Origin of the sequence: Candidatus Pantoea edessiphila (assembly GCF_002933315.1) — a bacterium.
In the GTDB taxonomy this organism is placed as follows: domain Bacteria; phylum Pseudomonadota; class Gammaproteobacteria; order Enterobacterales; family Enterobacteriaceae; genus Pantoea_C.
Genome location: NZ_CM009561.1, coordinates 1 through 13,052 on the forward strand (window position 1 = coordinate 1; position 13,052 = coordinate 13,052).

Genomic DNA, 13,052 nt, shown 5'->3' on the forward strand with positions numbered 1-13,052 from the left:
AATAAAATCAAATTTATTAAAAATAATAAACAATCTAAATTAAAATATTTATAATTAAAGAAAATTAAAACCTAATATATAATATATAGATATGTACTCACGTTAATCTAAATCCACTAATTTAGCAATACACTATTATCGAAATAATAAAAAATATGTGTAATCATTAAATAATTTAAAACAATATATAGACGTTAAATAGTATATCTAAATATAATTTATATAAAATATGTAAACAACAAACAAATTTATTACTAAAGGTTTTTTATGGATAAGTTATCTTATACGTCTGAAGGAAATACATCTGCTTGGTCAACTTACTTACAACAAATTGATCGTGTCACGTCCTATTTAGGTAATCTTTCCCGTTGGATAGATACGCTAAGACATCCTAAAAGGACTTTAATTGTTGACATTCCCTTACAGATGGATAATGGAACAATACGTCATTTTGAAGGTTACCGTGTTCAACATAACCTTTCAAGAGGTCCAGGAAAAGGTGGTATTCGTTACCACCCCAAAGTAGATTTAAATGAAGTTATGGCTTTATCTGCATGGATGACAATTAAATGTGCAGCTGTAAACCTACCTTATGGTGGAGCTAAAGGTGGAATTAGAGTGGATCCTTTTCAATTATCAGAAGGTGAATTAGAACGTTTAACTCGTCGATATACCAGCGAAATTGGAATTATAATTGGCCCCCAAAAAGATATTCCGGCTCCTGATGTTGGTACAAACAGTAAAGTAATGGCTTGGATGATGGACACATACTCCATGAATCTAGGAAATACAGTCACTGGAGTAGTTACAGGTAAACCTATTCACCTTGGTGGTTCTCTGGGAAGAGAAAAAGCGACAGGACGAGGTGTATTTATTACTGGATGTGAAGTAGCACACAGAGAAAACATTAAAATTCAGAATGCAAAAATAGCAATACAAGGTTTTGGAAATGTAGGAAGTGAAGTAGCTCGTTTATTTAACCAAGCTGGTGCAAAAATCGTTATTATTCAAGATCACACTGCAACTTTATACCATAAAAAAGGAATTAATATTAAAGAACTAATAATATGGCAGCAGAAAAACAAAAATATATCAGGTTTTCCAGGTGCAACCTCTATTGATAGAGAATCTTTTTGGACAACAGATATGGATATTTTAATACCAGCTGCATTAGAAGGTCAAATAACCAAAAAACGTGCTGAAATTATTAGCTGTAAATTGATATTAGAAGGCGCAAATGGACCAACTTACACTGACGCTGACGATGTTTTAGCAACTAGAGGTATTACTGTAGTTCCAGACGTCATCTGTAACGCAGGAGGCGTTACAGTAAGCTATTTTGAATGGGTACAAGATATGGCTAGCTTTTTCTGGAGTGAAGATGAAATTAATAAGCGTTCTGATAAAATTATGATAGAAGCTATGAATAATGTTTGGAAAAAAGCAAAAGAACAAAAATGTTCTTTGCGTACAGCAGCTTATATTGTAGCATGTGAAAGAATATTAATGGCACGAAAAGACAGAGGTATTTATCCAGGTTAATAAAAAGAACACTGCTATTTATAGCAGTGTTCTTTTTAAAGCAAAATAAAAACGTAAATTAAACTAAATACAATATAAAATATATTTCTATTAATTCAATATGGATTAAACCAACATTTACATATTAAACAAAAATATAAACAAAACTAAGATATATCAATAATTTCCCTCAATAATAAATGTAAATAACTAAATTTAATAGTAATATACAAAAAGAATAAACTAAAATACATTAAACATCACATATATATTATCTTTTTTCAAAATTAATTACTTCAAAAAAAGGCAATTAATATGACATCATCAATTTTCCCAAAATCACGTCACAAAAATCGTACAGAAGCTAAATCTTTTATAAAAAACCTAAAAAAAAACACTTTCCCAAATTCAAAACGTATATATTTACAAGGTAGTAATAACAATATACAAGTACCTATGAGACAAATTCACTTAAATCCTACTTTGATAAACAAAAACAAAAATCCTATTTATAAAAAAAATGAACCAATATTAGTCTATGATACTTCAGGTCCATATGGAGATCCTAAAACAAAAATAAATATTAATACAGGTATTCAAAGATTTAGAGAAAATTGGATTAAAACAAGACAAGACAGTCAATATCTTAATATAAATTATTTAAATAAAAAAAAATACCATTTAAATTCAATACAAGAAAAAATTTATTTCGGTATAAAACATAATCCAATCAAAGCAAAAAAAGGAAAAAAAGTAACTCAAATGCATTATGCAAAAACTGGAATAATAACTCCAGAAATGGAATTTATAGCGATACGTGAAAACATGGGACGTGACATTCTTCAAAATAAAATTCAATATAAAAACAATAATATAAAAATACCAGAAAAAATTACAGCAGAATTTGTAAGAAAAGAAATAGCTGATGGCCGAGCTATTGTTCCAGCTAACATAAATCACCCAGAATTGGAACCAATGATAATAGGACAAAACTTTTTAGTGAAAGTTAATGCCAATATTGGAAACTCAGCTATCACTTCTTCTATTGAAGAAGAAGTAGAAAAATTAATATGGGCAATACAATGGGGTGCTGATACAGTAATGGATCTTTCTACCGGCAGAAATATTCAAGAAAATCGTGAATGGATCATACGTAATAGTCCAGTTCCAATCGGTACTGTACCAATATATCAAGCATTAGAAAAAACTAAAGGAAAAGCAGAAAAACTTACCTGGCCTATTTTTAAAGAGACATTAATAGAACAAGCAGAACAAGGCATAGATTATTTCACTATACATGCAGGATTATTATTGCATCATATTCCAATGACTACTAATAGACTTACTGGTATAGTATCACGCGGAGGAGCAATTATTGCTAAATGGTGTTTATCTAACAACAAAGAAAACTTTTTATATGAACATTTTCATGATATTTGCAATATCTGTGCTGATTATGATATATCAATTTCACTTGGTGATGGACTAAGACCAGGATCAATAAAAGATGCAAATGATACAGCACAATTCGCAGAACTACACACTTTAGGTAAATTAACTAAAATTGCATGGGAAAATGATATACAAGTAATGATAGAAGGTCCTGGTCATATACCAATAAATATGATCCAATATAACATGACAGAACAGTTAAAATACTGCCATGGAGCACCATTCTATACACTAGGACCTATAACCACTGACATTGCACCAGGTTACGATCATTTTACTTCAGGAATAGGTGCTGCACTTATAGGATCATTCGGATGTGCAATGTTATGTTATGTAACACCTAAGGAACATCTTGGATTACCAAATAAAGAAGATGTAAAACAAGGTATAATAATGTACAAAATAGCAGCTCATGCTGCTGATTTAGCTAAAGGACATCCTGGTGCACAAATTCGTGATGATGCCTTATCAAAAGCACGTTTCGAATTCCGTTGGGAAGATCAATTAAATTTAGCAATTGATCCATTAACAGCTCGCAATTATCATAATGAAACATTACCAGAAAAAATTGGTGAATTAGTTGACTTTTGCTCTATGTGTGGACCAAAGTTTTGTTCAATGAAAATATCCCAAGAAATCCGTCATTGTATGAAAAAATAAATTAATAAATAATATAATTTATCAATATCTTTATAAATCACATAAAAAACTGAGATTCAGAAATGCATATCAATAAACAATTTGCACCAGTTCCATATAGACTTGGCCTATATCCAATAATAGATTCTTTATTATGGTTAAAAAGGTTATTAGATATCGGTGTAAATACAATACAATTACGTATAAAAGATCAAACAGAAATACAATTAAATAAATCAATCGAATCAGCTGTATTATTAGCACAAAAATACAATATTAAATTATTTATTAACGATTATTGGAAATTAGCAATTAAATATGGTGTCTACGGAGTGCACTTAGGTCAAGAAGATATAAACAATGCAGATCCCAATAAAATATTAAAAGCTGGATTAAGGTTAGGTATATCCACTCATTCTGAATTAGAAGTAACGAAAGCACTATCATGGAACCCTTCTTATATTAGCTTAGGTCATATTTTCCCCACAAACACAAAAAAAATGAAATCTACTCCTCAAGGTCTAAATAAACTGCGTAATTTTAGCTATAGGTTAAAAAATATTTCTACTGTAGCTATAAGTGGTATTAATCTAAATAACATTAAAAATGTTTTAGATTGTGGAGTAGGTGGCATTGCAGTAGTAAGTGCTATAACTATGGCTTCTGATTGGCGTTTAGCGACTATGCAATTAGTAAATATCATAAAAGAATGGGAAGAAAAATATGTAAATAATTAGTATTAATTAGAATAGTGTATAAGGATGAATATAAATGATTGATGATAAATCTTTTCTACGTTATAGCAGACAATTATTACTAAATGAAATAGGGTTTCATGGACAGAATCTATTAAATTCTGCTACAATACTTTTAGTTGGTTTAGGTGGTTTAGGTTCTCCAGCTGCTTTTTATCTAGCTGCTGCTGGAATTGGTAAATTAATACTAGCAGATAATGATAAATTACAACTGACTAATTTACAAAGACAAATATTATACAATACAAATGAAATCGGAAAGTTTAAAGCGGATTTAGCTAAAAATAAGTTAACTAATCTCAATCCTGAAAATAAATATATTTCTTTAATAAAGAAATTAGATAATGACAATTTGATTAAACAAGTAAAAACAGTAGACTTGGTATTAGATTGCAGTGATAATATGGAAACTAGGCATAATATTAATTATGCATGTGTTTACTGTAAAAAACCACTCATAACTGCTAGTGCAACTGGTTTTGATGGCCAAATTATAACATTTACACCTCCCTGGGAAAATGGTTGTTACTCTTGTTTATTTCCTAATAAAAATAATATAAATGATATTAATTGTAATTCTTTCGGAATACTAGGCCCAATAGTAGGAATAATGGGTACTATGCAAGCCTTAGAAGCTATTAAATTTTTATGTAATATCAAAATTAATTTTAATCAAGGTCAATTATGGTTATTTAATGGAAAATCATTGCAATGGAAAAACTTGCATTTAACTAAAAATACCAATTGTTCTATTTGTTCGTAAAAACTAAAATTATTAATATTTATATATTTAGGAAACATTACTTAAATGAAAATTAATATTAATGATAATATAATAGAATTATTATCTCCTATATTTTTAAGTGAATTAATCGTTCAACAATATGGTAATATTAATGGTATTGCGATAGCGGTAAATCAAAAAATCATTCCTAATTGTAAATGGGCAAATTACCTCATACAAGATAAAGATAATATAATTATATTTCAAGCTATTGCTGGAGGTTAAATCGTGTTTGCAATTAAAAACATTAATTTCCAATCAAGACTCTTTATTGGAACAGGTAAATTTTCTAGCAATGATGTAATGCTAAAGGCTATTTCTGCTTCTGGTAGTGAATTAGTCACTTTAGCGATGAGAAGATTAAACTTAAATGATAGATATGATTCTTTTTTGACAAATTTAAATAAAATTGGAATAAGATTATTACCTAATACTTCTGGAGCTAAAACAGCTGAAGAAGCAATTTTTGCTGCTCATTTAGCTAAAGAAGCATTAGGTACTTATTGGATAAAAATCGAAATTCATCCAGATACGCAATATTTACTTCCAGATCCAATAGAAACTTTAAAAGCAGCTGAAAAATTAGTAAAAGAAGGTTTTGTAGTATTACCTTATTGTAGTGCAGATCCAGTTTTATGTCGTAGATTAGTTGAAGTGGGTTGTGCTGCAGTAATGCCATTAGGATCTCCTATTGGTTCTAATCAAGGATTAAAGACTAGAGATTTTTTAAAAATCATTATTGAGCAAAAAACAGTTCCTGTAATAGTAGATGCTGGTATTGGTTCTCCTAGTCAAGCTACTGAAGCATTAGAATTAGGTGCTGATGCAATAATGATAAATACTGCTATAGCAATTGCACATGACCCAATTAATATGGCAAAAGCATTTAAGCTAGCAGCAAGAGCCGGTGAATTAGCTAGGAATGCAATATTAGGACCAATTAATTTAAAAGCTAGTTCTACTAGTCCATTAACTCAATTTTTGTATAATCACCCAAAGAAAAAATAAATGGAAAGTTTTACTGAATATTGGAAAAATATAAATTGGGATAATTTATCATCATATATCTATAGTCAAAATAAAAAAGATGTATTAAAAGCGCTAGAATCAAAAACTTTTGATAGCAAAACAATAAGTGCGCTCTTGTCACCCGCTGCTAAAATTTACATAGAGCATATAGCAAAAACAGCTCAAAAATTAACACGTCAAAGATTTGGTAATACCGTTAATTTTTATTTGCCTCTTTATCTATCTAATATATGTTTAAATGAATGTACATATTGTGGTTTTTCTGCAAGTAATCGTATCGAACGAAAAATACTTAATGAACAAGAAATTATTCAGGAATGTAAATCAATAAGAGATAAGGGCATTAGTCATATATTATTAGTTACTGGAGAACACTCAACAAAAGTTGGCATGGAATATTTTCGTCGATATATTCCATTAGTAAGAAATTATTGTAGTTTATTATTAATGGAAGTTCAACCAATGTTACAAGATGAATATGCAGAGTTAAGAACAATTGGTTTAGATGGTGTGCTGGTCTACCAAGAAACATATGATATTATTACCTATAAAAAAAATCACTTGCGAGGGAAAAAGAGAGATTTTTTTTGGAGATTACAAACTCCAGAAAGGTTAGCTCGTGCTGGAATGAGTAAAATAGGTTTAGGTGTTTTAATTGGATTATCTAATAATTGGCGTGTAGATTGTTATATAGCTGCCCAACATCTTTTATATTTACGTAATATATATTGGAGAAATACTTACTCCATATCTTTTCCTCGTTTACGTCCTTATAAAGGTAATAATATGTCTAGTTCTTTTAGTCAGATAGATGACATTGATTTATTACAAGTTATGTGTGTATTTCGTTTATTAATGCCTGAAGTAGAAATTTCTATTTCTACTAGAGAAACTCCTTATTTTAGGGATAATGTAACTCCAATTATAGTTAATAATATTAGTGCTGGTTCTAAAACACATCCAGGAGGTTACACAAGCAATAAAAAAGAACTAGAACAATTTATTATATCTGATAATCGTTCACCCCAAGAAGTATGTAAGGTACTATCATCAAATGGATTACAGCCAATATGGAAAGATTGGGATATATATTTAGGACGTTCTACGAATAAATAAAAATTTAGAAATAATAATAAAATTAAACTCATAAAGGAATTGTTATGAAATCAAAAAAAAATATATAATGTATTAAGTATTGCTGGAACAGATCCTAGTAGTGGTGCAGGTATTCAAGCAGATCTAAAAACTTTTTCAGCATTGGGAGTATATGGAACTACAGTTATCACTACTTTAATAGCACAAAATACTTGTGGAGTACAATCCATTTATCCAGTGAGTTCATCTTTTGTAGCAACACAATTAGAATCAATATTTAGTGATATATGTATTCACAGTATTAAAATTGGACTACTTAGCAAACCAAGTATTATCAAAGTAGTAATAGAAAAAATCAATAAATATCGCATTCCTTGGATAGTTCTAGATCCTGTAATGACAAGCAGTAATGGTTATAAATTTTTAAGTAATCATGCAATAAAAATGATTAAAAATGATTTATTACCTTTAGTATCAATGATTACTCCAAATCTCCCAGAAGCGGCATTACTTCTTGATAGTATTATCGCAAAAGATGAAGATCACATTATTTCTCAAGGAAAAAAACTTTTGTTATTAGGATGTAAGGTAGTCATAATGAAAGGTGGTCATTTAGAAGGCAATTTAAGTCCTGATTGGTTTATAAAGTCTGATGAAGTAATCAAAATAAACACTCCTAAAATCAATACAAAAAATACACACGGTACTGGATGTACCTTATCTGCAGCTATAGCCGCAAAAAGACCTCAGTGTAAAAATTGGTTCCAAGCTTTTAGTGATGCTAAAACATGGTTAAATCAATCCATAATTCATGGAAATAAATTATCAATAGGTAAAGGCAACGGTCCTGTACATCATTTTTATCAATGGTGGTAAAATATACTTTTTTAATAATTATTACTGTATTTTTACAAATACATTTTAAAATAAAATTTTATAACTAAATTATTTTTAATAACATCCAACAAATCCTTTAAAGAACCAGACAATCTATCCAATTTCCAAACTACTAAAACATCCTCAGAACCAAGATAGTTAATTAAATACATTAACCCAATCCTATACTTACTTACAACCACATTCTTTCAAAAAAGAAACTTGTATATTAACATCCTGATCTTTTGTAGATACCCTAGAATAACCAATTAGTATATTAAATCACCATAAGATAAGGTTTCAAAGAAAACTTAATTTTGTTTGTTAATTAAGTAAATAAAAAAACAAAAAAAATTACCTAAAAATATCAATTTATAAGCATTAATATCAAAATATATTGCAAAAATGCCCATTTTTGCAATTATGTATAATAAATAAACATATATAATTTGATATAAATAAATATATTAATTATAAATTAATAAAATATATCATCATCTTATGACAGGATCTTTTTTAAAAGAAAGAGAACACATAAATTTTTTATTAAGATTTAAATGTTGTCTAAGTAATTCGTCTGGAGTATTAGCAAGCCATTGATTTAAAGAAATATCAGCATAATAACTACTTTTAAATAATTCTAAAAACCTCATATTATTTGTACCAGTATTTTCTATATAATGTCCCATAGCAAATGGAACATAACCAACATCTCCTGCCCTATAATTAAAGGTTCTAGCTTGTCCTGAAGAAGCAAATACTCCCATACGTCCTTCACCTTCTAAATAATACTGCCATTCATCATTATTAGGATGCCAATGTAATTCTCTAATTCCACCTGGTTCTATTTCTATTAATGCTGCTGCAATATTTTTAGATATTGAAAAACTTGATGAATCTACAATTCTTACTGTTCCTGCAGATGCTTTAATAGATTTTTGAGATAACATTTTATAAGTAAATATATTATTTGATTTTTTTGATTTAGTAATAAAATTTGCTGACACACTATTATTTATATAGCCGGAAAAAATATACCTATCATTAGGTGAAGGTAATGTATTGAAAGTTGAAGTTGGAACATTAAAATTTTTAGCTAGTATTTCAGAGGGAATATGTTGAAACCAATCTGAAAGAAGAAAAGTACTTTCTTCATCGAAGAATCCATTATCAAAAGCTAATAAAAATTCACAACCATTTAACCCTATTCCTTGAATCGAATGAGGTATACCAGGAGGGAAATACCATAAATCACCTATTTCAAGATCATCAATAAACCAATTGCCTTCAGAATCTAACGCAGTTACACGTGCATTACCATATATCATATATCCCCATTCACTTTCTTTATGCCAGTGTAATTCTCTTATTCCCCCAGCATTAAGACGCATATTAACTCCTGCTATAGTAGTTGCTATGCTTAGTTCTCGTTGAGTAATTTGTCTTGTCCAGCCTCCAGTACTTCTTTTTATATGTGCATCACTAAATGAATAACGAAGATTTGGCAAAGTACCACTGTCTGTAATAGGTGGATTAATGATATCTGGATTTTCTTTCTCCCTTATAATATCTTTGGGACCTGGATCATCTTTGTATTTGTTTCTATATTGAGATATATAATTTCTTATGCTTAAATTATGTGAATAGACTTTAGTTGTAGCTAATGCTAAAGTACTACCTAATGCAAATGTCATAAAATTTCTTCTTGAAATTTTACTCATCGATAATATTCCTTATTTAATATCTGATAATATTTGATTTGTTTTATTTGAACAATAACAATATATGTTTTGTATATTATTAACAATAACATTTCTTAATGTACATATAATTATGATTGATTGTTTATTTTTATATTTAAACATTTTTATTATTTTTTGAATTACTTACTATAGTGAATATTTTTAATTATTCATAATTGAATCCATACTATCAAAGTGATTAATCTTATCTAATTTTGGTATTCTATCATGAATAATAAAAAATACAGATTTTCCACGTTTTACTTCAGAGTAGTCTAAATAACCGATTTTTTTTAATTGCTTCATTGCTCGTCTCACAACATAATTTTGTGTAGTAATTTTAGATGATAAATTTAAACGCATGCGTAATCTAACAAGAGAAATTGGTATAGGATTTATCGGAAGACTTTCTAAAAAAGTGTAAAGAGCTTGAGCTGATTCTTTACGTTTTAAACGAGAAATAGCACGAAGATGTAATAACACTTTATGATCAAAACTATAAAGTTCGAATAATTTTGGATCAGCTTGAATATGTACTATATCTTTTTCTCTATTGTAATATGCAGACTGAACAAGATGTGTATGATATATTTTACCATTACCTTCAAATGATAAAGTATTAGTTGCAATACGACGAAGGGATGCATCTAAACGTTTACGTAAAACAGATGAACAATTTGCAGAAGGAATACCACACATTTTCACAAAATTAATAAATGATAAAGTTACAGTATCTTCTCTAATTTGATAACGTGCAAAAGATTGAATTATTCCAGCCCACGTTTTAAAATCATTATCCATATCTAATCTTGCACCAGTAATAGTAATTTTCTGGTAACCTTCAGCTTTAACTAGTGATAAATTTTTTAGTTCATTTGTTGCATCTGTAAAAGCAATAGATCCTGTCTTTCCTCTAGCTGTAGATTTTAATGTTGGTACGAATAACCCTAATCTCATTAGTGCAGCTGGTTGTACAGTGTTATTTTTGTTAGGACATAATTGAACTATTTCACCACTATTTTTATTTACTGATAAAAAAGATCTTAATAATGTTTTATTCTCATTATTTTTATCTTTCATAACTTGAATTCATTTTGTGTTAAATAAGAAACTATAAATATAAACTATAGTGAATGTTTTTACTGACTATAGTGAATGTTTTACTGACTATAGTGAATGTTTTACTGATTATAGTGAACACTATCATTGTTTTAACCCTTGTATAATATGGCTTACAGCATTATTAGGATCTATATAGGATCTATATAGGATCTATATAGGATCTACTTAGTGTATAAGTGGATAAGTTTACAAAAAATATTAAATAAAAAAAATCAATACTAATAAAATCAATATGATATTATATTAAATAACATAATATTTTACATTAAAAAATGTTTTTGACCTGTTGAAATCTTTATTAAATATAACCTATAACTGGTATAGTTACCAAAACAAAAAATATTCAAACAAAAACAAAACAAAAATGAAAAAAACAATAAAAGAAAAAACAGTTAATAACAAAAAATTAAATAATATTAATGATCTACGTTCAGCAATTAAACTAATAAAACAATACCCAAATCAATATATTGAAACCAATAACCAAATAAATCCAATAAATGAACTAGTAGAAGTTTATCGATACATAGGTGCTGGTGGTACAGTAATGAGACCTACAAAAATAGGTCCTGCTATGATGTTTAACAACATTAAGAACTTCCCAAAATATCGTATCTTAATTGGATTAATGGCAAGTAGAAAAAGAATAAGCAAATTATTGAACCTTCCAGAAACAAAACTTGGCATTAATGTAGCCAAAGCCAGAAAAAATAACATCCCACCAATAATGACCAAAAAAAAAATAATACCTTGCCAAGAAGTAAAATATGATGCAAATAAAAAATCTTTTGATTTACGTAAAATACTACCAACAATAACAAATACAGTTGACGATGCTGGTCCATATATCTGTTTAGGTTTAATATTAGCTAATGACAAAGAAAAACCTAACGATACTGATGTTAGCATTCATAGATTATGCATACAAAACAAAAACGAATTATCAATTTTTTTCGCGCCTGGAAGACATATCGATAACTTTCGTAAAAAAGCTGAATCAATGGATAAATCACTAGATATATCTATTAATATAGGACTTGATCCTGCAATAACAAAACAAAAACGAATTATCAATTTTTTTCGCGCCTGGAAGACATATCGATAACTTTCGTAAAAAAGCTGAATCAATGGATAAATCACTAGATATATCTATTAATATAGGACTTGATCCTGCAATATATATTGGAGCATCATTTGAAGCACCAATTACCCCTTTAGGTTTTAATGAACTCAGCATAGCAGGAGGATTAAGAAAAAAACCAGTAGAATTAGTAGATTGTATTTCTATACAACAAAAAGCAATTGCAAGAGCTGAAATTGTTATTGAAGGAGAAATTCTACCTCATGTAAGAATAAAAGAAGATAAAAACAGTAAAACAGGAAAAACCATGCCAGAATTCTTAGGATATACTGGAAATGCGAACTCACTATTACCAATAGTTAAAGTTAAAGCTGTAACAACACGCAAAAACCCTATACTACAAACACTAATTGGTCCAGGAGAAGAACATGCAAATTTAGTAGGCATACCAACAGAAGCTAGTATTTACTTAAAATGCGAAGAATCTATACCTGGTTTATTAAAAAATGTTTATGCTCACAGTGCAGGAGGAGGTAAATTACTCGCTATATTGCAAGTTAAAAAACGTAATCAAAATGATGACGGAATGACACGCCAAGCAGCCATAATAGCACTAGCTGTTTATCGTGAATTAAAAAATATTATTCTAATAGACGAAGATGTTGATTTATTTGATACAAATGATGTTCTTTGGGCTATGCAAACAAGATATTCTGGTGATCTCGATACAATATTTATACCTGGTATAACAGGACATATATTAGATCCTTCACAAAGTCCTATATACGATAGTCGACTCCATACAAAAGGATCTACAACCAAAACAATATTTGATTGTACAGTACCATATAATTTAAAAAAACATTTTATTAGAACAAAATTTAAAAAAATAAACCCTGAACCGTGGATAAAAAATATCATTGTAAAAAACAAAACAATAAAAAACCATAAATAGT

At 28.7% G+C, this 13,052-nt stretch carries 11 protein-coding genes and 2 pseudogenes; 10 read left to right on the forward strand and 3 right to left on the reverse strand.

Going from position 1 to position 13,052, the window contains the following annotated elements; translation table 11 throughout:
• Positions 1 to 267: 267 nt before the first annotated feature.
• The 8 genes and pseudogenes from CRV12_RS00005 (at position 268) to thiD (ending at position 8,151) form a co-directional block, all read left to right on the forward strand.
• Positions 268 to 1,542 (forward strand): Glu/Leu/Phe/Val family dehydrogenase, encoded by a 1,275-nt coding sequence (locus tag CRV12_RS00005; RefSeq protein WP_136130605.1) that lies wholly within the window; start codon positions 268 to 270, stop codon positions 1,540 to 1,542.
• A 294-nt stretch (positions 1,543 to 1,836) separates the two neighbouring features.
• A pseudogene (thiC, locus tag CRV12_RS00010) lies at positions 1,837 to 3,615 on the forward strand (phosphomethylpyrimidine synthase ThiC); the annotation flags it as partial.
• Positions 3,616 to 3,695: 80 nt separating this feature from the next.
• The gene (gene thiE / locus CRV12_RS00015; protein ID WP_136130607.1) at positions 3,696 to 4,349 is read left to right on the forward strand and encodes a thiamine phosphate synthase; all 654 of its coding nucleotides are present in this window, start codon (positions 3,696 to 3,698) and stop codon (positions 4,347 to 4,349) included.
• A 34-nt stretch (positions 4,350 to 4,383) separates the two neighbouring features.
• A complete protein-coding gene (locus tag CRV12_RS00020; RefSeq protein ID WP_136130608.1) occupies positions 4,384 to 5,130 on the forward strand; it encodes a HesA/MoeB/ThiF family protein in 747 nt (248 codons plus the stop codon).
• Positions 5,131 to 5,175: 45 nt separating this feature from the next.
• Positions 5,176 to 5,376, forward strand: coding sequence for a sulfur carrier protein ThiS (gene thiS, locus CRV12_RS00025; protein WP_136130609.1), 201 nt, complete (start codon positions 5,176 to 5,178; stop codon positions 5,374 to 5,376).
• 3 nt (positions 5,377 to 5,379) lie between these two features.
• Positions 5,380 to 6,159, forward strand: coding sequence for a thiazole synthase (locus CRV12_RS00030; RefSeq protein ID WP_136130610.1), 780 nt, complete (start codon positions 5,380 to 5,382; stop codon positions 6,157 to 6,159).
• Positions 6,160 to 7,296 (forward strand): 2-iminoacetate synthase ThiH, encoded by a 1,137-nt coding sequence (thiH, locus tag CRV12_RS00035; protein ID WP_136130611.1) that lies wholly within the window; start codon positions 6,160 to 6,162, stop codon positions 7,294 to 7,296.
• Positions 7,297 to 7,356: 60 nt separating this feature from the next.
• On the forward strand, positions 7,357 to 8,151 hold the full coding sequence (thiD, locus tag CRV12_RS00040; RefSeq protein WP_136130612.1) for a bifunctional hydroxymethylpyrimidine kinase/phosphomethylpyrimidine kinase: 795 nt from the start codon (positions 7,357 to 7,359) through the stop codon (positions 8,149 to 8,151).
• Between the two features lie 32 nt (positions 8,152 to 8,183).
• Here thiD and CRV12_RS00045 read toward each other — a convergent pair whose 3' ends face one another.
• The 3 genes from CRV12_RS00045 to CRV12_RS00055 all read right to left on the reverse strand — a co-directional run bounded on the left by CRV12_RS00045 (position 8,184) and on the right by CRV12_RS00055 (position 10,973).
• Positions 8,184 to 8,354: a recombinase family protein gene (locus CRV12_RS00045; RefSeq protein ID WP_136130613.1), complete on the reverse strand. Its 171-nt coding sequence runs from the start codon at positions 8,352 to 8,354 to the stop codon at positions 8,184 to 8,186.
• Positions 8,355 to 8,645: 291 nt separating this feature from the next.
• Entirely contained in the window at positions 8,646 to 9,872 is a 1,227-nt protein-coding gene (locus CRV12_RS00050) for a cupin domain-containing protein (RefSeq protein ID WP_136130614.1), read from the reverse strand.
• 183 nt (positions 9,873 to 10,055) lie between these two features.
• Entirely contained in the window at positions 10,056 to 10,973 is a 918-nt protein-coding gene (locus tag CRV12_RS00055) for a RepB family plasmid replication initiator protein (RefSeq protein ID WP_136130615.1), read from the reverse strand.
• A gap of 406 nt (positions 10,974 to 11,379) precedes the next feature.
• On the opposite strand from CRV12_RS00055, the gene CRV12_RS03955 reads away from it, so the two are divergent.
• Positions 11,380 to 12,120 (forward strand): UbiD family decarboxylase, encoded by a 741-nt coding sequence (locus tag CRV12_RS03955; protein ID WP_277870462.1) that lies wholly within the window; start codon positions 11,380 to 11,382, stop codon positions 12,118 to 12,120.
• A pseudogene (locus CRV12_RS03850) lies at positions 12,068 to 13,051 on the forward strand (UbiD family decarboxylase domain-containing protein); the annotation flags it as partial. The gene CRV12_RS03955 and the pseudogene CRV12_RS03850, both read left to right, overlap by 53 nt.
• Position 13,052: the final 1 nt, after the last annotated feature.